Annotated in this window: 23 protein-coding genes; 12 read left to right on the top strand and 11 right to left on the bottom strand. The window is 71.7% G+C overall.

Annotation, left to right across the window (positions count from 1 at the left end; all coding sequences use genetic code 11):
* Positions 1-359: 359 nt before the first annotated feature.
* From EIM48_RS14505 to EIM48_RS14520, 4 genes are read left to right on the top strand one after another with little or no spacing between them, the layout of a single operon-like run.
* Positions 360-569, top strand: coding sequence for a hypothetical protein (locus tag EIM48_RS14505; RefSeq protein ID WP_019397231.1), 210 nt, complete (start codon positions 360-362; stop codon positions 567-569).
* Positions 570-579: 10 nt separating this feature from the next.
* Complete coding sequence (locus EIM48_RS14510) at positions 580-771, top strand: hypothetical protein (RefSeq protein ID WP_028915483.1); 192 nt, start codon at positions 580-582, stop codon at positions 769-771.
* A 43-nt stretch (positions 772-814) separates the two neighbouring features.
* Positions 815-1,234 carry a hypothetical protein gene (locus EIM48_RS14515; RefSeq protein ID WP_125111983.1) on the top strand — a complete coding sequence of 140 codons (420 nt, stop codon included), beginning with the start codon at positions 815-817 and terminating at the stop codon, positions 1,232-1,234.
* Positions 1,231-1,473 carry a hypothetical protein gene (locus EIM48_RS14520; RefSeq protein ID WP_019397228.1) on the top strand — a complete coding sequence of 81 codons (243 nt, stop codon included), beginning with the start codon at positions 1,231-1,233 and terminating at the stop codon, positions 1,471-1,473. The genes EIM48_RS14515 and EIM48_RS14520 overlap by 4 nt, the downstream gene beginning before the upstream one ends.
* Before the next feature lie 26 nt (positions 1,474-1,499).
* On the opposite strand, the gene EIM48_RS14530 is transcribed toward EIM48_RS14520, so the two are convergent.
* The 9 genes from EIM48_RS14530 to EIM48_RS14570 all read right to left on the bottom strand — a co-directional run bounded on the left by EIM48_RS14530 (position 1,500) and on the right by EIM48_RS14570 (position 10,966).
* Positions 1,500-2,069 (bottom strand): hypothetical protein, encoded by a 570-nt coding sequence (locus EIM48_RS14530; RefSeq protein ID WP_019397227.1) that lies wholly within the window; start codon positions 2,067-2,069, stop codon positions 1,500-1,502.
* Between the two features lie 65 nt (positions 2,070-2,134).
* Positions 2,135-2,857, bottom strand: a complete 723-nt coding sequence (locus EIM48_RS14535; RefSeq protein ID WP_125109413.1) for an HAD family hydrolase — start codon at positions 2,855-2,857, stop codon at positions 2,135-2,137.
* 116 nt (positions 2,858-2,973) lie between these two features.
* Positions 2,974-3,324, bottom strand: coding sequence for an EF-hand domain-containing protein (locus EIM48_RS14540; RefSeq protein WP_125111984.1), 351 nt, complete (start codon positions 3,322-3,324; stop codon positions 2,974-2,976).
* 207 nt (positions 3,325-3,531) lie between these two features.
* On the bottom strand, positions 3,532-3,924 hold the full coding sequence (locus tag EIM48_RS14545) for a hypothetical protein (protein WP_019397224.1): 393 nt from the start codon (positions 3,922-3,924) through the stop codon (positions 3,532-3,534).
* Positions 3,925-3,978: 54 nt separating this feature from the next.
* Entirely contained in the window at positions 3,979-4,167 is a 189-nt protein-coding gene (locus EIM48_RS14550) for a CPXCG motif-containing cysteine-rich protein (RefSeq protein ID WP_019397223.1), read from the bottom strand.
* A gap of 13 nt (positions 4,168-4,180) precedes the next feature.
* Positions 4,181-4,927, bottom strand: coding sequence for a M15 family metallopeptidase (locus EIM48_RS14555; RefSeq protein ID WP_125111985.1), 747 nt, complete (start codon positions 4,925-4,927; stop codon positions 4,181-4,183).
* Complete coding sequence (locus EIM48_RS14560) at positions 4,881-6,440, bottom strand: serine hydrolase domain-containing protein (protein WP_125109415.1); 1,560 nt, start codon at positions 6,438-6,440, stop codon at positions 4,881-4,883. The genes EIM48_RS14555 and EIM48_RS14560 overlap by 47 nt, the downstream gene beginning before the upstream one ends.
* A gap of 56 nt (positions 6,441-6,496) precedes the next feature.
* Positions 6,497-9,526, bottom strand: coding sequence for a TonB-dependent receptor (locus EIM48_RS14565; RefSeq protein WP_125076980.1), 3,030 nt, complete (start codon positions 9,524-9,526; stop codon positions 6,497-6,499).
* Positions 9,527-9,556: 30 nt separating this feature from the next.
* Positions 9,557-10,966, bottom strand: a complete 1,410-nt coding sequence (locus EIM48_RS14570; RefSeq protein ID WP_125112002.1) for a transglutaminase domain-containing protein — start codon at positions 10,964-10,966, stop codon at positions 9,557-9,559.
* A gap of 248 nt (positions 10,967-11,214) precedes the next feature.
* On the opposite strand from EIM48_RS14570, the gene EIM48_RS14575 reads away from it, so the two are divergent.
* The 7 genes from EIM48_RS14575 to EIM48_RS14605 all read left to right on the top strand — a co-directional run bounded on the left by EIM48_RS14575 (position 11,215) and on the right by EIM48_RS14605 (position 17,717).
* Positions 11,215-12,660 carry an SH3 domain-containing protein gene (locus EIM48_RS14575; RefSeq protein ID WP_125111986.1) on the top strand — a complete coding sequence of 482 codons (1,446 nt, stop codon included), beginning with the start codon at positions 11,215-11,217 and terminating at the stop codon, positions 12,658-12,660.
* A 10-nt stretch (positions 12,661-12,670) separates the two neighbouring features.
* Positions 12,671-13,768, top strand: a complete 1,098-nt coding sequence (locus tag EIM48_RS14580) for a dipeptide epimerase (RefSeq protein WP_125076978.1) — start codon at positions 12,671-12,673, stop codon at positions 13,766-13,768.
* Between the two features lie 44 nt (positions 13,769-13,812).
* Positions 13,813-14,658 (top strand): MurR/RpiR family transcriptional regulator, encoded by an 846-nt coding sequence (locus EIM48_RS14585; protein WP_026010208.1) that lies wholly within the window; start codon positions 13,813-13,815, stop codon positions 14,656-14,658.
* Between the two features lie 3 nt (positions 14,659-14,661).
* Positions 14,662-15,471 (top strand): L,D-transpeptidase family protein, encoded by an 810-nt coding sequence (locus EIM48_RS14590; protein WP_125111987.1) that lies wholly within the window; start codon positions 14,662-14,664, stop codon positions 15,469-15,471.
* Positions 15,468-16,739: a dicarboxylate/amino acid:cation symporter gene (locus tag EIM48_RS14595; protein ID WP_019397214.1), complete on the top strand. Its 1,272-nt coding sequence runs from the start codon at positions 15,468-15,470 to the stop codon at positions 16,737-16,739. Before EIM48_RS14590 ends, EIM48_RS14595 begins: the two co-directional genes overlap by 4 nt.
* Positions 16,740-16,818: 79 nt before the next feature.
* Positions 16,819-17,316 carry a hypothetical protein gene (locus tag EIM48_RS14600; RefSeq protein ID WP_125111988.1) on the top strand — a complete coding sequence of 166 codons (498 nt, stop codon included), beginning with the start codon at positions 16,819-16,821 and terminating at the stop codon, positions 17,314-17,316.
* Between the two features lie 89 nt (positions 17,317-17,405).
* Entirely contained in the window at positions 17,406-17,717 is a 312-nt protein-coding gene (locus EIM48_RS14605) for a hypothetical protein (protein WP_019397212.1), read from the top strand.
* A gap of 68 nt (positions 17,718-17,785) precedes the next feature.
* Here the strand turns inward: EIM48_RS14605 and EIM48_RS14610 are convergent, their stop codons facing one another.
* Together EIM48_RS14610 and EIM48_RS14615 are read right to left on the bottom strand one after the other, a co-directional pair.
* Entirely contained in the window at positions 17,786-19,981 is a 2,196-nt protein-coding gene (locus EIM48_RS14610) for a glycoside hydrolase family 3 N-terminal domain-containing protein (protein ID WP_125111989.1), read from the bottom strand.
* Positions 19,982-20,151: 170 nt separating this feature from the next.
* The gene (locus EIM48_RS14615; RefSeq protein ID WP_019397210.1) at positions 20,152-20,502 is read right to left on the bottom strand and encodes a BON domain-containing protein; all 351 of its coding nucleotides are present in this window, start codon (positions 20,500-20,502) and stop codon (positions 20,152-20,154) included.
* 162 nt (positions 20,503-20,664) lie between these two features.
* Between EIM48_RS14615 and EIM48_RS14620 the strand changes: the two genes are divergently transcribed.
* Positions 20,665-21,723 carry an oxidoreductase gene (locus tag EIM48_RS14620; protein WP_125111990.1) on the top strand — a complete coding sequence of 353 codons (1,059 nt, stop codon included), beginning with the start codon at positions 20,665-20,667 and terminating at the stop codon, positions 21,721-21,723.
* The last annotated feature ends 7 nt before the right edge of the window (positions 21,724-21,730 follow it).

Consider the following 21,730-nt stretch of genomic DNA (forward strand, 5'->3'; position numbering starts at 1 on the left):
CTCACGCGACACGCGCAGCCTCACAGCCCCAGTCATGCGACGCGTCGACCAGTCAGTTGGACTTGCGCGAACACCCTGCGCAACCTGGCCTGACATCAGCGCGCGTGATGCAAGTGGTTTTGGCATTGAATCGCCTCACCGCAAATGCAAACCTCGCCATGCAATCCGGGCAGCCGCACGATCGTCGTCGTTCTCTACCGGGGGCAATGCGGGAGATGGCGCGCAACTGCGTGGCGAGCTCCCGGGACGGGAACCGGACGCGGAATCCCCGCTCCCGCGCGAGGTGTGGGCCTTCATGCATCCGCCAGGGTGATCTGGCCCCAAACGCAGGGGCACTGCGTCCACTAAGGAAGGTTGATATGCGCGAACTGAGCACTAACGAAGTTGCGGTTGCGTCCGCCGGCGTTATCGACACCGGCGGCGAACTTGCCGCCGGCCTGATCATGGCGGGTGCCGCGGGAATGGTTGGCGCCCTCCTTGGCGCTGCGGGCGGTCCGGTTGGCAGCGCCATGCTCGGGGTGACGTTCGCCCGCGCCGGCTTCAAGTACGTCGAGTACATCACCAAGTGAGGACACGGAAATGCGCGAACTGACCTGTCGTGAGCTCCATGACGTGAATGGCGGTGCTTCCGTGCTCGGCACCATCTGGCAGGTAAGCCTGCCGGCACGGGCGGTGGCCGGCTCGGCCGCACTCGGCTGGGCGATAGGCTCTGCCATCTACCGGACCTATGACGATGAGATCCAGGCCGGATTGGATTGGCTGCTGAACTGAGCCACTGGCCCCGCGCGCGCAAGCGCGCGGGGCATCGAGACCGATGACTGCACACGGCCAACCAGCCCCAGGTACCCGCAGGAGCATTGCGGAACTCCTCGTCGTTTCCTCGGCCACCTTGGTGCTGGCGCTCGCGCTGCACTCCCCCGCAGCCCGTCTCGCCCTGGCCACCGCCATGGACGGGTTCGACAACGTCTTCCTATGCGTCCTGTTCGCAGGCCTGGGCTTGCTCGATCTGGCCGGGCGCCTGCCTGCCGTCTTCCGCAAGGATGCCCGCCGCATCCGGCTGGTACTGTGGCTTGGCTTTGCCGGCGCGGTCCTGCTGTTCGGCGGTTATGCGCTTCCGGGCATACTGCTGGCCGAGCTGGCCTTCGACCTGGTGTACGCCGTTGCCGGCATGCGCGGCGGTGTGGCTCCCGGCCGTCGCATTGCCCCGTCAGGCCCCAGGAGGGACCGCCAATGAAAAGCGTCGTGATCCGCATCCTCGCCGCGATGCTGTCCCTCGCCGGCGTCGTGGTCCTGGTCTCCCGGCTCATCCAGCTGGTGCAGGGCGATGCACAGGCCTCGGCACTGGAATACGCGGTGCTGGCCGGCGCCGCCTGCGGCACCTGGATGTTCGGGCGTTTCGCGCTCAACGGCGAGCGCGATCCGCTGATGCGCAGGCTGTCGGCACGCAAGCCCGGGCAGCCGGACAGCCGCTAGGCGCCAGTCCGCCAACGCACCGCCGGCTAGCGCCCTTCGCCGGCCGCCCGCTGGCGTTGCTGCAGGGCGCGGCGCAGGGCGGCGTCCGGTTGCAGGGAGCGATCCCAGCGGCGGTAGCTGTCGGCCAGGGCCAGGCGCAGCGCGGGATATGGATCCGGCTTGTCCTCGCCGCGCAGCGCGGAGGTCGCCTGGGCCCAGCTGCCGGCGCGGCCCAGGCGCGCGCGGGCGCGCACCACGCTGCGGCAGTCGGTGTCCAGCGCGCGCGCCAGGAAGCAGGCATACCAGGCGTCGCCGGGATTCCAGCCCGGCTGCGCCAGCAGTCCGCGCACATAGGCGCGCGAGGCGCCGGCATAGCGCTCGACCTCGGCGGCGAAGCTCTCCGGATAGGCGCGGGCGTAGCGGTCGATGTCGGCCAGGCGGCCGTCGATCCAGGCATCGCCCGTGTCGTAACGGGGTCCGGGCTCCGGCGTTGCGGTGGCCGTGGCGCGGGCCTGCGCCGCCAGCGGCAGCGGGATGCCCGCACCGCAGGCGGCCAGGCACAGGGTTACGAACAGGATCCGGCGGTACGTCGCGTGCGGGAAGCGGAAGCGGGCCATGGCGGCATTGTGCCGCGGCCGCGGGCGCGGCGCGCGCAGCTCCCGCCGGCGGGCCGTGTGCGGGATCAGGCGGCGGTGCCGGCGGCGATCCGGGCGATGGCTTCCGGCAGCTCCGCCGCGCTGGCCACGGTGCGCACCCGCGGATGCGCCTCGGCCAGGCCATGGTCGGCCTCGTGGGCCCAGGTGAGCGCGTAGGGGATGTGCACGCCCCAGCCGCCCAGCCGCACCACCGGCTCGATGTCCGAGCGCAACGAGTTGCCAACCATCACGAACTGCTCCGGCGCGATGCCGAACTCGGCCAGCACCCGCGCATAGGTCGGCGGGTCCTTCTCGGACACGATCTCGATGCGCGGGAACAGGTCGGCCAGGCCGGAACGGGCGATCTTGTCCTCCTGGTGGAACAGGTCGCCCTTGGTCACCAGTACCACCTGCCAGCGCGCGGCCACCGCCTCCACCGCGTCGCGGATGCCGTCCAGCAGCTCCACCGGATGGGCCAGGGTGTCGCGGCCGATGTCGACCACCTGCTGCAGGTCGCGGGCGCTGATGCGCGCTTCGGTCAGTTCGATCGCCGCCTCGATCATCGACAGGGTCATGCCCTTGACGCCGTAGCCGAACACCTTGAGGTTGCGGCGCTCCACCTCCAGCAGGTGGCGCAGGGTGCCGGCGTCGTGCAGGTCGATGTAGCGGCCGATGATTTCCTCGTAGCGCTTCTCCGCGGCGCGGTAGTAGTCCTCGCTGCGCCACAGGGTGTCGTCGCCATCGAAGCCGACCAGGCGGATGTCGTGCATGGGGGTATCCGGAACGCGGGCGCCATCACGGCGGGCGTGCAGGATAGCAGCGGGGACGGCCCCGGGAAAAAGGAAGCGGGCCGGGGCCCGCTTCGGTCGTGCATGGGGATGCCGCGTCACTCCTGCGGCGCGCCGCCCTGCTGCTGGTTCTGGATGAAGGTGCGGTACTCCTCGGGGGTCAGTTCGCCATCGCCGTCGGCGTCGGCCGTGGCGAACACGCTGGACAGCGCGGAGTGGGCCTGGGCCTCGCTGCGGCTGATGCTGCCGTTGCCGTCGGTGTCCAGGTCGGCCCAGCTCTGGCCCTGGCCGCTGGCGCCGGCCTGCGACTGCTGTGCCGCGCCGGCCTGGGCCTGGGTCGGGGTCTGCTGCTCGGTGGGCGTGGTGCTCTGCGCGAACGCCAGCGGCGCGACGGCAATCATGCCCAGGAACAGCAGGCCGGTCGGGGTGCGGGTGTGGTGCTTGTTCATTGGCGTACTCCGTCGGGTGGAAGGACGTGACTGCTTGCTTTGCAGAACACGGGTCGCACCTTGCAACGCCGCGGATGAACCGGATTTGGGCCGCGGCCGCGCCGCGAACGCGGCGTTAACCACAGCGTCCGCGCTGCGTTGTAGCCGCTGGTTAGCGGCGCGTGGACGCCAGGTTAGGGGCGTCTTCAAGGACGCCATGTAACCGCTTTAGCGGGCCTCGTCGGGCCCGGTGGAGTTCCCGCCGGGGGCACGCCGGTGGCTGAACAGCCACCAGCCCAGCACGCTGCCGGAGGTGGCGCCGATCACTTCCAGCAGGACCCGGGTGCCCAGGTTGTCGGCGTCGTGGATGCCGGCCAGGGCCAGGCGCGCGTACAGCGGCGACTCCAGCTTCACCATGCCGATGTAGAACAGGTTCCAGGCATCCAGCCCCGCGGCGATGGCGGTGGCGATGACCGCGCCCCAGCCAACCACGTGCCCGATCTGCATGCCGGTGCGTCGCCCGAGCCAGGCCCATCCGGCGTACACCAGCACGCCGACGAGGAAGGCGATCAGTCCGGCTTCGAGGCAGCCAAGCAGGCCGGTGTGCAGCGGAAGGTTCATCGGGCGGGCGGGACCTGGGCAAACGGGCCGACAAGTCTAGCCGGGCCGGTCGCCTCAGTCCTCGCCCTCGCGGCGGGCGGCCAGCGCCACCTGGCCGTCCGCGTCCACCGTCACGTCCAGCAGGATCGGCTGGCAGCAGACCTGGCAGTCCTCCACGTACTGCTGGTTGCCGCCACTGGGATCCACCGGGGTCTCGAAGCTCTCCCCGCACCAGGGGCATTGCACGGTCAGCCACTCTTCCATCAGCGCACCTCCGTCAGCGCACCGGGACGTCGTAGGCGAGGGTCGGATCCGGTTCCGGGGCCAGGGTGTAATGCCACCACTCCCGCGGGTAGTTGCGGAAGCCGCCGGCCTCCATCGCCGCGCGCAGGCGCTGGCGGTTGGCCTGCTGCGCCGGCGCCACCGGGGCGTCGGTGTGCGCGGACGGGTCGAAGAAGTCGAACGGGGTGCCCATGTCCAGCGGCTCGTAGCGGCCGTCGCCGTCGCAGCGCACCAGGGTCAGGTCGACGGTGGCGCCGCGGCTGTGGCCGGAACTGTCGGCGATGTACTCCGGCACCAGCGCGTCCTTGTCCACCCGCGGGTACCAACGTGCCTTCTGTCCCGGGTCGTCGTCGGCGCGCGCCCAGTGCATGAAGGCCTGCACCGCACGCACCGGGCGGTAGCAGTCGTAGACCAGCAGGCCCAGGCCCTCGGCCTGCAGGTCTTGCTGCACCCGGGCCAGGGCCTCGGCCACCGGCCGCAGCAGGAGGCAGGCGTTGCCTTCGTAGCCGGGTACCGGCGCACCGGTGAAGTTGTCCGGTCCGGCATAGCGCGCCTCCACGCGGATGCCGGGGGCCAGGGTGCGGACCTCGACCAGGCCGGCCGCGGCGGCGTCGCGTGCCGGCGACACCCGCACCGGTTCGCCGCCGGCCACCGCCGGCGCCAGCAGCAGCGCCGCCAGCAGCGCGCACAGGCGCTCAGGGGCAGTCGCGCTCGCGCACGAAACGGAGGTCCTGGTAGTCATAGCTGAAGTCCGCTTCCGGATCGACCTTGGACAGGCGCAGGGTACCCCCGCCCGCCTCCGGCGGGTGCAGCCAGGCCTCCGCGTCGATGCCGTCGTCGTCCCAGTCCAGCAGCCAGCGCTCGCCCACCCGCATCAGCCGCCCGCGCATGCGTGGCGAGCGCACCGAGGCGAAGCCGATGCCGTCGGCGCGCGGGCACAGCGCCACCTCGCCGAACCACGGATCGCGCCAGATCCCGAGCAACGCCGCGGCCTCGCGGCGCGTGGCCGGGCGCCGCGCGCGGGTGTCCGGCGCCGGCTCGGCCTGGCGGCGCAGGGCGTGTTCGCGCTCCAGCAGGGCGGCGTAGTGGGCCACGTCCAGGGCCGGATCCGGGCGGGTGTAGCGCTTGGCCAGCACCTGGCCCAGCACCGTGCGCGCGTCCTCGGCCTCGCCGTTGATGAGGATGACGATGCCGGTGCGCAGGTCCGGCAGCAGGATCACCGAAGAATACATGCCCGACAGGGTGCCGGTGTGGGCCACCTTCCAATGCCCGTCCATGTCGGACAGGCGCCAGCCGTAGCCGTAGGCATGGAAGTGGCTGTTGTCCCACTCGCGCATGCGCCGGCCCACCGGCATCGGCATGTGCCCGGTCCACGCCTGCTGGCGCTGCTCCGCCGACAGCCACGGCTGCGCCGGATCCAGCCAGGCGCCCACCCAGCGCAGCATGTCTTCCAGGCTGCAGCGGATCCCGCCGGCGGCCATCGAGGTGATGTCCGGGACCACGCCCCGCTCCGGCGGCGCCGGCAGGTTGCGCCCGTCCACACGCCGGTGCGGGCGCGCGATCGGGCCGGCTTCGCCGGCGTTCCAGCTGCCCACGCGGCAGCCGTCCATGCCCAGCGGCGCGAACACCTCCTCGCGCACCAGCTGCGCGTAGGGCTTGCCGCCGGCCGCGGCCGCGACCTCGCCGGCGACCACGTACAACAGGTTGTCGTAGGCGTAGCCGGAGCGGAAGCTGGTCACCGGCTCCAGGTGCGCCAGCCCGGCGATGATGTCGGCGCGGGTGAAATCGTTCGGTTCCGGCCACAGCATCAGGTCGCCCGCGCCCAGGCCCAGGCCGCTGTTGTGCACCAGCAGGTCGCGCACCTGCATGTTGGCGGTGACCCAGGGGTCGTGCATGCGGAACTGCGGCAGGTGCTTCACCACCGGGTCGTCCCAGCGCAACCGGCCCTGGTCGACCAGCCGCGCCAGCACCGCCGCGGTCATGGCCTTGCTGTTGGAGGCGATCTTGAACAGCGCCTCCGGCGTCACCGGCTCGCCGCTGCCGGCGGCAAGCTCGCCGCGCGCCACCACCGCGGCGACCTTGCCGTCCTCGATCACGCCGACCGCGATGCCGGGCAGGTCGTAGCGGGCGACCGCCTCGTCCACCGCGCGCTCGACGAACGCCTGCGCGGGGCCGGGAAGCGTTGCGCCGGCCACGGCCGGCGCGGCAAAAAAAGCGGCCGCAAGGGCGGCCGCAGGAGGGAGGAAACGCAGCATCACCTGCTCCTCGATGCGGGCCTGTCGTCCATGATCGGGCCCGCGTCGTCCGGTTGTCAGTACTCCAGCGCCAGCACCAGCTGGCCGTAGCGCGGCGACTGCAGGAAGCGCTCGCGGCCGAAGAACTCGTCGCGGGTGCCGATGCTCGACTCCAGGTCCTGGTAGACCCAGACCGGGCGCTGGCGGTTGAAGATGTTGTACGCCGACAGCTTGGCCGAGAACCTGGCCGGGCCGAACTGGCGCTCGTAGCCCACGCTCAGGCCGACGTCGATGTACCACGGCATGCGCCCGGCGCCGCCGCGCGCGGAATGCTCGTACACCCGGTCCGAGGTGCTCCAGGTGTCGCCTTCCTGCGGATTGGCGAAGGCCTCCTCCGGGGTGCACTTGTCCACGCACACGAAGTAGCTGTGGTAGAGCTTCCAGTTGTACGGGTTGCCGACGCCGAAGCCGGTGATCGGGCCGCCGGAGCGGGCGTCCACGGTCGCGCCCAGGCTCCAGTTCTCGGTCAGGGCGTAGGTGCCGCGCAGCTTGACCTGGTGGCGGTGGTCGTTGGCCAGCGGGCCATGGCCGCGGTAGTTCACGAACGGGTCGTCGAAGTTCTCGGTGCGGCCGGTATCACCGAAGTTGGTGTCGGTGTTGACCGGGCCCTCGGCGTTGCCCTCGCTCCAGGACAGGGTGTAGGAGGCGTTGAACGCCCACTTGCCATCCCAGGCGCGGTCCAGCTGCAGCTCCAGCGCCTTGTAGGTGCGCTTGGGCTTGCTCCAGCCGCGCTGGCCGGTCGGGGTCGAGCCCACGTACTCCCACTCGCCGTCGATGTACTCGTAATCGTCCGACTCGGTCCAGTAGCCACCCTTCGAGGTATCGACGGTGATGTAGCCGTCGTTGCTGCCGTCGCAGTCGGTGTCGCCCCAGATGGTGACGTCCTTGCCCGGGTTGCCCATCACCCACACGCTGGGCACGCGGCCGCAGTGGGTGGCGGTGATGTTGATGTCGTCGATGGCGTTGTGCAGCTTGCGGTAGATGCCGCGCGCGCCCCACGACCACTTCTCGCCCAGCACCTGCTGGAAGCCCAGGATCAGCTCGTCCTGGTAGACCGGGTCCATGTCGGCGTCGACCTCGGCGCGCAGGTCGCCGACGGTGCCGTCGCCCTGGTCGTCGTCGAAGCCCATGTACTGGCCCAGCACCGGCACCGCGTACTGGACGCCGTCGCGCTCGCGGATCTCCCAGCCGTCGAGGCCGTAGTAGGTGCGCGCGTCGAGCAGGGCGCCGCCCTGCTTGATGTTGATGACGTTGGCCACCGGCAGGAAGTAGCGGCCGATGTTGCCGAACACCTTCATCGTGCCCTGGCCGACCGGGTCCCAGGAGAAGCCCAGGCGCGGCGCCCACATGTCGTCCATCTTGATGTAGGTGCGGCCCTCGGCGTCCTTGTTGTCGAACTCCTCGTAGCGCAGGCCCAGGTTGAGCACCAGGTTGTCGGTGATCGACCAGTTGTCCTCGACGTAGTAGGCGCGGTTGGTCGACTCGAACTGGCCGAAGATCGCGTACTGGCGGGCGCGCACGCAGGCGGTGTAGCCGGCCGGGACCAGGAAGCCGCCGCAGTTGGAGTTGTTGGTCAGCGGGGTGGCGGTATAGACGTTGTACTGCACGCCGCCGGGACCGGAGTAGACCTGGTCGAGGTCGGAGGTGTTGCGCTCGTCGTCGATGCCGAAGCGCAGCAGGTGGTCGCCCAGGCCCCACTCGAAGTCGATCCGGCTCTGCTTGCGCTCGTCGTTGCGGTCGTAGACGGTGGCGTTGTTGGTGCAGCCCAGCGGCACGCCCGGGTCCGGCACGCCGGAGGCGCGGGTGACGTAGTTGCAGTCCACGTCGTTGGGCGAGCCGGTGACGCTGTTGCGCTCGTTGCGGCCGTGCATCACCTTCATCGACAGGTTGTCGGTCAGGTACGAGCTCCAGGTCAGCGCCCAGTTGGTGCCGCCGGTCTCCGAGTAGGAGTCGCTGAGCTTCTGCCCGACCTTGCCGCTGTCGAAGTCGTAGGCGTAGGTGGTGGTGTCGGTGCGGTTCTCGTTGGAGAACGCCATCAGGCTCAGCAGGTTGCGGTCGGTGACCTGCCAGTCCAGGGTGGTGCCCCAGAAGCCGTCGTCCGAGTCGCCGCGGTTGAACGAGGTGCCGGCGTCGTTGGTGTTCTCCGGCTCGACCTTGCGGCCCTCGTACATGGCGAAGAAGAACAGCCGGTCCTTCACGATCGGGCCGGAGGCCCACACGTTAAGGCGCGTGGAGTCGGTCTTGTCCTTGCTGCGGGTCAGGTAGCGCTCGCCGTCCAGGTAGCTGTCGCGCGCCGAGGACTCCCAGTCCTTCGGGCCCCACACCAGCTTGGAGCCGTAGTGGAATTCGTTGGTGCCGGAGCGGGCCACGGCGTTGACCACGCCGCCGGTGGTGCGGCCGAACTCCACCGAGTAGCCGCCGGTCTTGACCTGGAAGTCCTCGTAGAAGTCGAACGGCGCCTCGGAGAAGCCGACGCGGTTGTAGAAGTCGGTGACGTTGAGGCCGTTGACGTAGAACGCGTTCTCGGCCACCGACGAGCCGCCGAAGGAGATGCCGCCGAAGGAGGCGCTGCCGGAAGCCACGCCCGGGGCCAGCAGCGCCACCGAGGTGACGTTGCGGTCCACCGGCAGGCGCGCCAGCTCCTCGGCGTTGATGTTCATCGCCGACTCGGTGGAGGTCACGTCCACCGGGGTGACGAAGCGGGTGCCGACCACTTCGATGCTCTGCAGGGTCGCCGGCTCGGCCGCCAGGTTGACCGAGGCGGTGGCACCGAGGGTGACGGTCACGGTGGCCTGCTGCCCGCCCTCGGCCTGCACCGTGTAGGTGCCCGGCGGCAGCAACGGCAGGCGGTAGCTGCCGTCCTCGCCGGCGGTGACGGTGCGGGTGAAGCCGGTGGCCGGGTTGGTGATCGTCACCCTGGCCCCGGCCTCGGCGCGGCCCGCCACCGCGCCGGTGGCGCTCTGCGCCATCGCCATCGGTGCCATCGTGCCCAGGCACGCGCCGAGCGCCATCGCCAGCGCCGCCTTCCTCAGGATCCTGCTGTTCATCCCCGTGTCTCTCCCACAGTGGTGTTGAGGTCAATCCCCGCCCGTCCGCCCGCCTTCGGGCGGCAGCATCCGCCACTGGAACCGGTAGTCCCACTGGTCGAAGTACAGGTTGCCGCCACGCCATTCGGCCTCGCCCCGCTGCGAGTCCACGGTCTCGGAGCGGAAATGGGTCTTGGCGGGCACGAAGTCGCGCGCGTAGTCGTCGTTGAAGGCGATGCGGTAGGCGTCCAGGCCGCCCAGGTAGAACCAGCGCAGCGCCGGGTCGTCGCTGTCGAGCTGGCCGGTGGTCACGTCCATCGGCAGCCAGCCGTACGGGGCCAGGTACAGCCAGCCCCAGTCGTGCATGTTGTCGTAGCCGACGTCCTCGTCGGAGTAGGTCCAGCCGGACTGCCAGCGCGCGGGGATGCCGTTGAGCCGCAGCAGGCTGATCAGCAGCAGGGTCTGCTGGCCGCAGTCGGCATGGCCGGCGTTGAGCGCGTAGTCGCTGATGTTGGAGATGGTCGAGTACTCGCGCGCGCCGGCCCAGGGGATGCGGTCGACCGCGGCGAACAGCTTCTGCGCGATGCGGTACGGATTGGTCTCCCCGCCCACCACCTGGCGCGAGAACGCGCGCAGCTGCGGGGTGAACACCACGTGCGGCGGGCGCTCAGCCAGGTACGGCGCCAGCTCCGGGTCGGTGCGGTCCACCGGCACCACCTTGTCCGGGTCCACCGCGAAGTGCCGGGCGTACACGGTCAGTTCGTAGGTGATGGAGAACTCGGTCGGCTTGCCGGCTTCGGCGCGGCCTTCCAGGTACACGGTGCGCATCGGCGCGTCTTCCGGCGCGACCTGGCCGCCGGCCGGCGAAGTCCGCACCAGGCGGATGTTTTCCTGCTGCCCCGGGATCGCGCGCGGGTACGGGATCCAGGCGCGCACGGTCTCCCCCGCCGGCACCGCGTCGGCGTCCACGACCAGCGACTGGGTCACTTCCAGCCGCCGCGGGGCCACGCTGGTGGCGCCGCCGGCGGCCGCGGCCAGCACCTCGGCGTGGTGCGGATGCAGGCGCTCGAACGGGCCTTCGGAGAACGGCCGCACCGGCGGCGCGCGGCGTGCCGCGGCCTCGGGGCTGAGCCGGAACAGGTTGGACACCGAGCGCTTGAACCAGCGGCGCTCGCCGTCGATGTCCATGTGCTCGGCCAGGCCGGCCGCGTCCCAGGCGTCGAATTCGGACTCGCGCAGGTCCGGGATCTGCCGGCGCAGCTGTGCCAGCACCGCCGCGCGGTCGAGGCTGAAGTCCAGGCGGATGCGGTGCATGCGCTCGCGCTCGAACTCCAGCGCCCGCCGCTGCGCGGCATCGCCCTGCGACAGCAGCGCCGCGATCCGGGCCTCGGCCTCGGCGAAGCGGCCGGCGTCCACCGCGGCCACGATCTCCGGCAGCGGATCGCCCGCGCGGGCCTGCACGCTCCCCAGCGCGAGGCACAGCAGCAGGCCGGCGGCCAGGCGGGATGCGCGCCCGCCGCGGACCGGGGTCCGCGCGTTGGCGTGTGCCGCTGGTTGGCGAGGAGAGGCTTCCACGACGACACTTCCCGGTGCGGTGGTAATGCCGATGTAACACGCACCGGGGGCGCGGTCAATAATTTATTCTTGACGTACTGAATAGCTGGAATAACTATTCTTTCGGAACACCCGCCCAAGGGGAGGCCGTCACCATGAAAGCGCTATCCGCGCGGAACACCCCGGTTCGCAAGCGCGTGGCCCGGCTGGCGGCTCCGCTGCTGGCCAGCCTGCTGCTGGCTGCAGCGCCGGCCTGGTCGCTGTCCCCGGACGCGGACGGGCACACCGCCGTGGTCGGCGTGCGCCTGTCCGACCTCGACCCGGCCAGCTGGATCGCCAGGCAGGAACAGCCGCACCAGCTGCTCCTGGACCGCGAGGGCATCGCCGCGCTCAACGCGCGCATGCGCGCCGAGGATCCCTCGATCCAGGACATCGCCGCCCTGCCCGATCCGCTGCCGCGCCAGTTCGTGCGCGCGCAGGTGGAAAAGCTGTCCTCGCCGCCGGCGCGCACCCTTTACGACGAACGCGGCCAGCCGGTGCCGGCGCGCACCCTGGCGGCACTGCAGCGCGAGCTGGCGCTGGACGCGATCCCCGCCAGCCGCCCGCTGCGCTACGGCCTGGTGGTGCACCGCGCCGCGCTGCGCGCGTTCCCGACCTCGCTGCGGGTGTTCTCCTCGCCCGGCGACACCGACATCGACCGCTTCCAGGAATCGGCGCTGTTCCCCGGCGACGCGGTGGCGGTGCTGCACGAAAGCCGCGGCCGGCAATGGCTGTTCGTGGCCTCCGAGCGCTACTCCGCGTGGATCGAGGCCCGGCACGTGGCCATCGGGACGCGCGAGGAAGTACTGGGCTATGCCAGCCGCACGCCGTACATCGTGGTCACCGGCGCCACCGTCCGCACCACCTACACCCCGGAGGAGCCGCGGGTGTCGGCGCTGCAGCTGGACATGGGCCTGCGCCTGCCGCTGCGCACCGTGCTGGACCCGTCGCGCACGGTCAACGGCCAGCATCCCTACGCCTCGCACGTGGTCGACCTGCCGGCGCGCCGCGCCGACGGCAGCCTGGAGTTCGTGCCGGCCCTCGTCCCGCGCTCGGCCGACGTCGCCGCCGACTACCTGCCGCTGACCCCGGCCAACCTCATCGCCCAGGCGTTCAAGTTCCTCGGCGAACGCTACGGCTGGGGCCATTCCTACGACGCCCGGGACTGCAGCGGCTTCGTGTCCGAGGTCTACCGCAGCTTCGGCATCCTCATGCCGCGCAACACCCGCGACCAGGCGGTGAGCCCGGCGCTGGACCGGATCGGCTTCGAGCCCGGCGACGACCCGGCGCGCCGCCAGGCCGCGGTGCGCGGGCTGCAGGTCGGCGACCTCGTCTACATCCCCGGCCACGTGATGATGGCCATCGGCCATCGCGACGGCATGGCCTACGTCATCCACGACACCAACGGCGGCGGCTGGCGCGGCCCGGACGGCGGCCGCGTGTCCGCCGGCCTCAACGGCGTGTCGCTCACCCCGCTTGACCCGCTGTTGTTCAACGACGAGCAGACCTACGTGGACCGCATGACCAGCATCCAGCGCGTCCGCCCGCGCCCTTCCCGCTGAGAAAGCCCAAGTGAAGATCACCGACATCGAACTGCGCATGCTGCGCGTGCCGCTGAAGACCCCGTTCAAGACCGCGCTGCGCACGGTCGACACGGTCGAGGACATCGTGGTGCTGGTGCGCACCGACACCGGCCATACCGGCCACGGCGAGGCGCCGGCCACCGCGGTGATCACCGGCGACACCCACGGCTCGATCGCCGAGGCGATCGAGCGCTTCATCAAGCCGCGCCTGATCGGCCAGGAGATCGCCAACCTCAACCGCATCTGCGGCCTGATCCAGGGCGCGCTGGAGCGCAACACCAGCGCCAAGGCGGCGGTGGAGATCGCGGTCTACGACCTGTGGGCGCAGCTGTACGACGCGCCGCTGTACAAGATGCTCGGCGGCGGCGACCCGGTGATCACCACCGACATCACCATTTCGGTGGACCACATCGACAAGATGGTGGCCGACTCGATCTCGGCGGTGGAGCGCGGCTTCGACTCGCTGAAGATCAAGGTGGGCAAGGACATCGGCCTGGACATCGAGCGGGTCAAGGCGATCCACGCCGCGGTCGAGGGCCGCGCCCTGCTGCGCCTGGACGCCAACCAGGGCTGGACCCCGAAGCAGGCGGTCTACGCCATGCGCGCGCTGGAGGACGCCGGCGTGCTGCTGGAGCTGCTGGAGCAGCCGGTCAAGGCCGCCGACATCGAGGGCCTGAAGTACGTCACCGAGCGCGTGCACACCCCGGTGATGGCCGACGAGAGCGTGTTCGGCCCGGACCAGGTGTTCGACCTGATCCAGCGCCGCGCCGCTGACATCATCAACATCAAGCTGATGAAGACCGGCGGCCTGTCCAACGCCATCCGCATCGCCGACATCGCCTCCATCTACGGCGTGCAGTGCATGATCGGCTGCATGATCGAGTCGGCCATCTCGGTGGCCGCGGCGGTGCACCTGGCGGTGGCCAAGGCCGACGCGATCAGCAAGGTCGACCTGGACGGCCCCTCGCTGGGCCAGTTCAACCCGGTCGAGGGCGGGGTCATCTTCAACGAGTCGGAGATCAGCATCACCGAGGCGCCGGGCCTGGGCATCCGCCAGATCCGCGGCCTGGAGCCGCTGGCGCGCTGAGCGCCGGTTGCCACGTGCCGGCACTCCGGATGAAGATCGCCGCCATGCCGCCCCTGGTAAAGATCCGTTCCGAACGCGACCAGATGTCGGCGATCGAGCGCCGCATCGCGGACTTCATCCTCGACAACGCCCACCTGCTGCGTGACTACTCCTCGCAGCAGCTGGCCAGCGCCCTGGGCGTGAGCCAGTCCTCGGTGGTCAAGTTCAGCCAGAAGCTCGGCTTCCGCGGCTACCCGGACCTGAAGTTCAGCATCGGCCAGGCGCTGGCGCGCAACGGTGGCGACGCCCCGGCCGGGGTCCCGGAGGAGCCCGGCGATGCCTACGCGCGGCTGGAGGAAACCCTGCGCCGCTCCAAGGCCGCGGCCGAGGAGGAGACCCGCCTGATCAACCCGCGCGAGCGGATCGAGGCCATCGTCGGCATGCTCGACGGCGCCGGCAAGGTGTTCGTCTGTGGCCTCGGCGACGACGGCCTGTTCGCCCGCGAGTTCGCCATGCGCCTGTCGCTGCTGGGGGTGCTGGTGGTGCACCACGCCGACCCGATCCTGATGATGGCCAACATCTCCGCGGCCCGCCCCGGCGACGTGCTGCTGCTGTTCTCCGAGTTCGGCCAGCTGGCGCCGCTGCACCAGCTCAGCCGCCAGTTCCAGGCCTGCGAGGGCAAGGTGGTGTCGATCACCCGGCACACCGCCAACCCGCTGCGCGCCCAGGCCGACGCCGCCCTGGTGGTGTCCGCGCACGACCCGGCGCCGCACGTGGCCCAGCTGCTGTACCGCTCCTCGCTGCAGTACCTGCTCGACTTCCTGTTCGTGCTGCTGTGCCAGGCCAACCCGGACCGGCACCGCCAGCTCAACATCAACCTCGAACGCATCCAGCACCTGATCGAGAGCTGAGCCATGGCCCCGCATCCCGGCACCCACCGCCTGCCCCCGTCGCTGCGCCTGCTGGCGGCCCTGGCCCTGCTGCTGGTGGCCGCGACCGTGCTGGCGGCGCTGCCCGGCGCCGGCGAGCCCGCGCCGCGCCAGCTGGTGGTGGTGACCACCGCCGGCTGGGACGCCGCCACCGGCACCCTGCGCTACTACGAACGCGAAGGCGCGCAATCGCCCTGGCGCGAGGCCGGCCACTTCGCGGTGGCCATCGGCCGCAATGGCGCGGCCTGGGGCCAGGGCCTGCACCCGGCCGCCGACCAGGGCCAAGGCCCGGCCAAACGCGAGGGCGACGGCCGCAGCCCGGCCGGCGTGTTCGCGCTGGGAAGCGCGTTCGGCTACCTGCCGGCCGGCGAGGCCGCCACCGCCCTGCCCTACCGGCAGATGGATGCCAGCCACTGGTGCATGGACGTGCCGGAGTCGCCGCACTACAACCGCATCGTCGACGCCCGCGAGGTCGGCGAGGCCGCGGTGGCCGGCTCCAGCGAGCCGATGCGCCTGGACCTGCACCACGACGGCGACCCGCGCTACCGCCTGGGCCTGGTGATCGCGCACAACCCGGACAACGCGCCCGGTGCCGGCAGCTGCATCTTCGCCCACCTCTGGCGCCAGCCCGGCGAAGCCACCGCCGGCTGCACCGCGATGGCCGAGGCCGACATGCGCCGCCTGTTGGCCTGGCTGGATCCGGCGGCGCAGCCGCGCTTGGTGCTGCTGCCGCGCGCCGAGTACGCGCGCCTGGCGCCGCGCTGGGGCCTGCCGGCCGCGGGGTCGGCGCGATGAGGTGGCCGGGCGCCACCGCGCGGGTGCTGCTGGCGCTGGCCGCCGGCGCCATCGCCGGCCTGGTCCTTGCCGCGACCAGCGCGGCGGCGGCCGCCACCGCCGCCGCCATCGCCCAGCCGATCGGCCGGCTGTGGCTCAGCGCCCTGCAGATGACCGTGGTGCCGCTGGTGCTGTCGCTGGTGATCCTGGGCGTGGCCAACGCCGCCAACGCCGCCGCCTCCGGGCGCGTGGCGCGGCGCGCGATGGTGGTGTTCATCGTCCTGCTGTCGCTGTTCTCCGGCTACGCCGCGCTGGCCGCGCCGGCGGTGCTGGCCTGGGTCGCGCCCGACCCGCAGCTGGCCGCCACCCTGCAGGGCAGCGCCGCCGCGGTCGAGGCCGGCACCGCGCCCACGCTGGCGCAGTGGATCGGCAACGTGATCCCGTCCAACGCGATCATGGCCGCGGCCCAGGGCGCGATGCTGCCGCTGGTGGTGTTCGCGCTGTTCTTCGGCTTCGCCCTCACCCGCATCGCCGCCGAGCGCCGCGCCCAGGTGACCGGCCTGTGCCAGGCCATCGCCGACACCATGATCGTGATCGTGCACTGGGTGCTGCTGGCCGCGCCGCTGGGCGTGTTCGCGCTGATGCTGGCGGTGTGCGCGCAGGCGGGCCTGGGCGTGGTCGGCGCGCTGGCCGGCTACATCGGCCTGCAGTGCGGGCTGTACCTCGGCGCGACCGCGATCTGCTACCTGCTGGTGGCACTGTTCGCCGGCCGCTCGCCACTGGCCTTCGCCAGGGCCGCGCTGCCGGTGCAGGTGGTGGCCGCCAGCACCCAGTCCTCGCTGGCGACGCTGCCGGCGATGCTGGAAAGCGCGCGCGAGCGCCTGCACATCCCGCGCGCGGTCGCCGGCCTGGTGTTGCCGATGGCGGTGACCCTGTTCCGCATCACCAGCCCCATCCAATACGTCACCGCGGCGTGCTTCGTGGCCTGGGCCTACGGCATCGAGCTGACCCCGCTGCAGCTGGCCGCCGGCGCCGCGCTGGCGGTGGTGATAAGCCTGGGCTCGGTCGGCCTGCCCGGCCAGGTCAGCTTCATGGCCACGGTGTTGCCGGTGACCCAGTCCATGGGCCTGCCGGTGGAACCGCTGGGCCTGCTGCTGGCGGTGGACACCATCCCCGACGTGTTCGCCACCACCGGCAACGTCACCGGAGACCTGGCCGCGGCGGGCATCGTCTCGCGGCACAGCCCGGACGCCGCCGACGCCGACGCGGAGCCGAAGGACGCCGCCTGAACGCGCGCGGCGCCCGCTCACGCAGGTGTCGCCGCGCGCGCTCCACATTCCCCTGCATCCGAAGCAGGAGGACACCGCGATGAAGCAGCGGCGCATCTACACCACCCCCGACCTGGTCACGGCGCAGGCCGCGCTGGGCGCCGCCCACGACGCCGGGATCGAGCGCGACTGCCTGTCGCTGATCGCGCGCGCGGACATCGAGATGGATTCGGTGCCGGACGACCTGCGCGAGGCGCACACCGACATGGTTCCCGCGGCGCTGCGCGGTGCCGCCGGCGGCGGCGCGATCGGGCTGGTCGCGGGCCTGGTCGCGGTGGCGGTGCCGCCGCTGGGCATCACCCTGGCCGGCGCGGCGCTGATGACCGGCGTCGGCGCCGCGGTCGGCAGCTGGTCGTCGGCGCTGATGGGCGCGACCGTGCAGGATCCGGTGCGGCGCAAGTTCGAGGAGGCGATCGAGGACGGGCAGGTGCTGCTGGTGGTCGACGGCGACGAGCAGGAGCTGGCGGTGGCCGACGCGGCCATCGTGCGCACCGGCGCCATCCTGCTGCCGTACGAGGCCAGCAGCGCGGCCAGCTGAATGCCTAACACCGCGCTCACCCGCCGGATCGGCCTGTTTAACGCCGCCCCCGATAGCGTGGCGTTCCACCCACCGCAGAGGAGACGCCGATGAGCACGCCCGGCTACCAGGTGCCCGGCCGCACGGCCACCGAGCAGTTCCCCGACTCCGGTTACTGGAACCAGCAGTACCGCAGCGAGCCCTATTACATGGAAGGCGATACCTACGACGACTACGCCGCCGCGTACGAGACCGGCTATGCCTTCCGCCAGCGCGACCCGGCCGCCGAGTTCGCCGCCGCCGAGGAGCAGCTGCGGCGCGAATGGGAAACCCGCAAGGGCAAGTCGCGGCTGGACTGGACCCGCGCGCGCCAGGCGGTGCTGCGTGCCTGGGAACGCGGCGCCGATCCGCACGGCATGTAGTCTTCGCGGCGCCTGCCCGATACCTCGTCCAGGGACGCCACGCCGGCCACCGGCGTGGCGTCCGCGCGTCAGCCCTGCGGCGGCAGCAGTTCGAACGCGGCAGGTTCGCCGGCCACCGCCGAAGGCGCGATCCAGGCGTCGAACCAGCCCGGCTCGGCACCCTGCGTGCCGTCGGCGCGGGTGAATGCCAGGTCCGCGCGCGACAGCCGGAATTCCACCTCGCGTGCTTCGCCCGGCTGCAGCGCCAGCTTCGCGAAACCCTTCAGTTCCCGCACCGGGCGCACGCGGCTGGCGACGCGGTCGTGCACGTACAGCTGCACCACCTCCTCGACCGCGCGCGTGCCGCTGTTGCGCACCGTCGCGCGCAACACCGCCTCGCCGTCCCAGGCCACCGCGGGGGATTCCACCGTGGTCGGCCCGTACTCGACCTGGCCGTAGGTCAGGCCATGGCCGAAGGGATAAAGCGCCTGGTGCGGGTGCTCGCGCCAACGCGCCTTGAACTCCTTCATGTCCGGCAGTTCCGGACGGCCGGTGCGCGGGTGGTTGTAGAAGTACGGCTGCTGCCCCGAATCGTGCGGGAAACTCACCGGCAGGCGCCCGGAAGGGCCGTAGTCGCCGAACAGCACGTCGGCCACCGCGTGCCCGGTCTGGCTGCCCAGGAACCAGGTGACCAGGATCGCCTGCGCGTCGCGCACCGCGCCCTGCAGCGCCAGCGCGCGGCCGTTGCGCAGCAGCACCACCACCGGCGTGCCGGTGGCCGCCACCGCCTCGGCCAGCGCCTGCTGCGCCGGCGGCAGCACGATCTGGGTGCGCGACTGCGCCTCGCCGCTGTAGCGCTGCGGCTCGCCCACCGCCAGCACGACCACGTTGGCCTCGCGCGCGGCCGCGACCGCGGCCTCGATGCCGCCCTGCAATGGCGCCTCCAGCCCGCAGCCATCCACCACCCGCAGGCGCGCGCCGCCGTCCGGCAGCGCCGCGCGCAGGCCGGCTTCCAGGCTGACGTAACGGCTGCGGTCGCCGAACAGGGTCCAGCAGCCTTCGATGTTGTCCAGGTCGCGCGCGAACGGGCCGATGAGGGCGATGCGCGCGTCGCGGCGCAACGGCAGCAGCCCGCCCTCGTTCTTCAGCAGCACCATCGAGCGGCGCGCGGCGTCGCGCGCCAGCGCCTCGTGCGCCTCGCGCCGGGAGGCATCGGCCTCGCGCGCCGGGTCCAGCGAACGGTAGGGGTCGTCGAACAGGCCGATTGCCGCCTTCAGCGACAGCACCCGGCGCACCGCCGCGTCCAGCTTCTCCATCGGGATGCGGCCCGATTCCACCAGCGCCGGCAGGTGCGCGGCGTAGAAGCCGCTCTGCATGCTCAGGTCCATGCCGGCGGAGAACGCCAGCTCGGTGGCGTGGCGCTCGTCGGCGGCATAGCCGTGCGCGATCAGCTCCATGTCGGCGGTGTAGTCGGACACGACCACGCCGGCGAACGCCCATTCCCCGCGCAGCACTCCGGTCAGCAGCGCGTGGTTGGCGCTGGCCGGGATGCCGTTGATGTCGTTGAAGGCGGTCATCACCGCCAGCGCGCCGGCGTCGACCGCTGCCTTGAACGGCGGCAGGTGGACGTCGCGCAGGGTGCCTTCGGCGATCTCGACGAAGTTGTAGTCCAGGCCCGCGCTCACCGCACCGTAGGCCACGAAGTGCTTGGCCGTGGCCAGCAACGAATCGTGCGCGCGCAGGTCCGGGCCCTGGAAACCGCGCACGCGCGCGGCGGCGAAGCGGCAGCCCAGGTACACGTCCTCGCCGGCGCCCTCGGCGCCTCGGCCCCAGCGCTGGTCGCGGGCGATGTCCACCGCCGGCGCGTAGGTCCAGTGGATGCCGGCGGCGGTGGCCTCGATGGCGGTGGCGCGGGCGGTACGCTCGGCCAGGTCCGGCTCGAAGCTGGCGGCCTCGCCCAGCGGGATCGGGAACACGGTGCGCATGCCGTGGATCACGTCCGCGGCCAGCAGCACCGGAATACCCAGCCGGCTCTCCTCCACCGCCACGCGCTGGATCTCGCGCCCGGCCTCGGCGCCGACGCCGTTGAACAGGGTGCCGACGCGGCCGGCGCGCACCTGCTCCAGCACTTCGGTGGCATTGCGCACGTTGGTCTCGGGATTCACGTCCGGCGCGAAGGGGCGGACCATGTCGGCGAACACGCCGAGCTGGCCTGCCTTTTCCTCCAGCGTCATGCGCGGGATCAGGGATTCGACCCGCGGGTCGGCGGGAAGGGTGGTCGGCATCGGTGCGGGCAGTGCGGGGGTGCGGCGATTCTAGCGGAGCGGCCACCGCGGCCCCTTGACGCCCGCTGTCCGCGGCACGCGCCGTGCCGCGGACAAAAGAAGGGCGCGGGGCCGTGGCCCCGCGCCGCGGCGGCAACCCGTGACGGGTGCCGCAAAAAACAGCAGGCCGATCAGCGCGAGGCCTGGGCGTCGACCTTCAGGCGGCTGGTGTCGACCTTGGCCACGCCGTCGATCTCGCCGGCGATGCGCTTGGCCTCGTCGGCCTGGGCCTGGCTGCCGACGGTGCCGGTCAGGTAGACCACGCCGTCGACGGTGTCGACCTCGATCTTGGTGCCGGACACGTCGCTGTCGGCCAGCAGGCTGGACTTGACCTTGGTGGTGATCCAGGTGTCGGACACCGGCTGGCTGGAATCGGCGTCGGCGGCCTTCTTCTTCTGCGGATCGTTGTCGCCGGCCATGGCGGCACCGGAGAACAGCAGGGCGGCAAAGGTGGCGGCGAGCACGGTGGCGTTCTTGCGCATGGGTCTGGCTCCTTGGCGAATGGGCGGCCAGTCTCCGCCAGGGCAGCGTCCAGCACGGGTGAACCGCGCGCGATGGATTCGTGATTGGTTCAAGCGCCTGAACCAGTTGCGATGGCGGCCATGCGCACGTCTAATCGGCGCATTGCCGCTGGAATCGCTTCCATGAGCCCGGATGTCCTGAACGTCGCCCTGGTCGGCTACGGACTGGCTGGCCGCGTGTTCCACGCGCCGCTGGTCGCGGCCACGCCCGGATTGCGCCTGCACAGCGTGGTGTCCAGTCGCACCGCGGAGATTGCCGCCGACCATCCGCAGGCGCGGGTTTGCGCGCAGGTGGCCGAAGTGCTGGAGGACCAGGCCGTGGACCTGGTGGTGGTGGCCACGCCCAACGACAGCCACGCGCCGATCGCGCGCGCCGCACTGCAGGCGGGCAAGCATGTGGTGGTGGACAAGCCGTTCGCCCTGCACCTGGACGAGGCCCGCGCGGTGGCGGAAGCCGCACGCCAGGCCGGCAAGGTGCTGTCGGTGTTCCACAACCGGCGCTGGGACGCGGACTTCCTCACCCTGCGCGCCCTGCTCGACGCCGGCGCGCTGGGCGAGGTGGCCGAGCTGCACTCGCACTTCGACCGCTTCCGCCCGCAGGTGCCGGACCGCTGGCGCGACCGCGCCGGCCCCGGCGCCGGACTGTGGTACGACCTCGGCCCGCACCTGGCCGACCAGGCGCTGCAGCTGTTCGGCCCGCCGCTGGCGGTGACCGCCGACCTGGGCATGCAGCGCCACGGCGCCACCGCGGTGGACTACTTCCACGTACAGCTGCGCTATCCACGCCTGCGGGTGCTGCTGCATGGCGGCTCGCTGGTGCCCGGCCACGGCCTGCGCTTCGCCGTGCACGGCAGCGCCGGCAGCTGGATCAAGCACGGCCTGGATCCGCAGGAGGACGCATTGCGCGCCGGCCTGCGTCCCGGCCACGGCGGGTGGGGACGCGACCCACGCCCGGGCAGCCTGCTGCGGGTGGGCGCCGACGGCTCGGTCGCCGAGGACGCGGCCGCGCCGGCGCTGCCCGGCAACTGGCCGGCGTACTACGCCGGCGTACGCGACGCCATCCTGCACGGCGGCCTGCCGCCGGTGACCGCCGAAAGCGCGCTGCTGGCGATGGCGCTGATCGAGGCGGCGCAACGCAGCGATGCCGGCCGCCGCGAGGTGGCCTTCGAATACTCCGGCTGAGCGCGGC

Source organism: Pseudoxanthomonas sp. SGNA-20, assembly GCF_003931635.1.
Taxonomy (GTDB): domain Bacteria; phylum Pseudomonadota; class Gammaproteobacteria; order Xanthomonadales; family Xanthomonadaceae; genus Pseudoxanthomonas.

Excerpts from the sequence above, each read along its gene's own strand:
- EIM48_RS14555 (WP_125111985.1), bottom strand. The coding sequence starts at position 4,927 with ATGACTACCAGGACCTCCGTTTCGTGCGCGAGCGCGACTGCCCCTGAG.
- EIM48_RS14540 (WP_125111984.1), bottom strand. The coding sequence starts at position 3,324 with ATGAACAAGCACCACACCCGCACCCCGACCGGCCTGCTGTTCCTGGGC.
- EIM48_RS14590 (WP_125111987.1), top strand. The coding sequence starts at position 14,662 with ATGGCCCCGCATCCCGGCACCCACCGCCTGCCCCCGTCGCTGCGCCTG.
- EIM48_RS14550 (WP_019397223.1), bottom strand. The coding sequence starts at position 4,167 with ATGGAAGAGTGGCTGACCGTGCAATGCCCCTGGTGCGGGGAGAGCTTC.
- EIM48_RS14515 (WP_125111983.1), top strand. The coding sequence starts at position 815 with ATGACTGCACACGGCCAACCAGCCCCAGGTACCCGCAGGAGCATTGCG.
- EIM48_RS14505 (WP_019397231.1), top strand. The coding sequence starts at position 360 with ATGCGCGAACTGAGCACTAACGAAGTTGCGGTTGCGTCCGCCGGCGTT.
- EIM48_RS14560 (WP_125109415.1), bottom strand. The coding sequence starts at position 6,440 with ATGCTGCGTTTCCTCCCTCCTGCGGCCGCCCTTGCGGCCGCTTTTTTT.
- EIM48_RS14595 (WP_019397214.1), top strand. The coding sequence starts at position 15,468 with ATGAGGTGGCCGGGCGCCACCGCGCGGGTGCTGCTGGCGCTGGCCGCC.
- EIM48_RS14615 (WP_019397210.1), bottom strand. The coding sequence starts at position 20,502 with ATGCGCAAGAACGCCACCGTGCTCGCCGCCACCTTTGCCGCCCTGCTG.
- EIM48_RS14535 (WP_125109413.1), bottom strand. The coding sequence starts at position 2,857 with ATGCACGACATCCGCCTGGTCGGCTTCGATGGCGACGACACCCTGTGG.
- EIM48_RS14545 (WP_019397224.1), bottom strand. The coding sequence starts at position 3,924 with ATGAACCTTCCGCTGCACACCGGCCTGCTTGGCTGCCTCGAAGCCGGA.
- EIM48_RS14575 (WP_125111986.1), top strand. The coding sequence starts at position 11,215 with ATGAAAGCGCTATCCGCGCGGAACACCCCGGTTCGCAAGCGCGTGGCC.
- EIM48_RS14565 (WP_125076980.1), bottom strand. The coding sequence starts at position 9,526 with ATGAACAGCAGGATCCTGAGGAAGGCGGCGCTGGCGATGGCGCTCGGC.
- EIM48_RS14520 (WP_019397228.1), top strand. The coding sequence starts at position 1,231 with ATGAAAAGCGTCGTGATCCGCATCCTCGCCGCGATGCTGTCCCTCGCC.
- EIM48_RS14605 (WP_019397212.1), top strand. The coding sequence starts at position 17,406 with ATGAGCACGCCCGGCTACCAGGTGCCCGGCCGCACGGCCACCGAGCAG.
- EIM48_RS14600 (WP_125111988.1), top strand. The coding sequence starts at position 16,819 with ATGAAGCAGCGGCGCATCTACACCACCCCCGACCTGGTCACGGCGCAG.
- EIM48_RS14530 (WP_019397227.1), bottom strand. The coding sequence starts at position 2,069 with ATGGCCCGCTTCCGCTTCCCGCACGCGACGTACCGCCGGATCCTGTTC.
- EIM48_RS14585 (WP_026010208.1), top strand. The coding sequence starts at position 13,813 with ATGCCGCCCCTGGTAAAGATCCGTTCCGAACGCGACCAGATGTCGGCG.
- EIM48_RS14510 (WP_028915483.1), top strand. The coding sequence starts at position 580 with ATGCGCGAACTGACCTGTCGTGAGCTCCATGACGTGAATGGCGGTGCT.
- EIM48_RS14620 (WP_125111990.1), top strand. The coding sequence starts at position 20,665 with ATGAGCCCGGATGTCCTGAACGTCGCCCTGGTCGGCTACGGACTGGCT.
- EIM48_RS14610 (WP_125111989.1), bottom strand. The coding sequence starts at position 19,981 with ATGCCGACCACCCTTCCCGCCGACCCGCGGGTCGAATCCCTGATCCCG.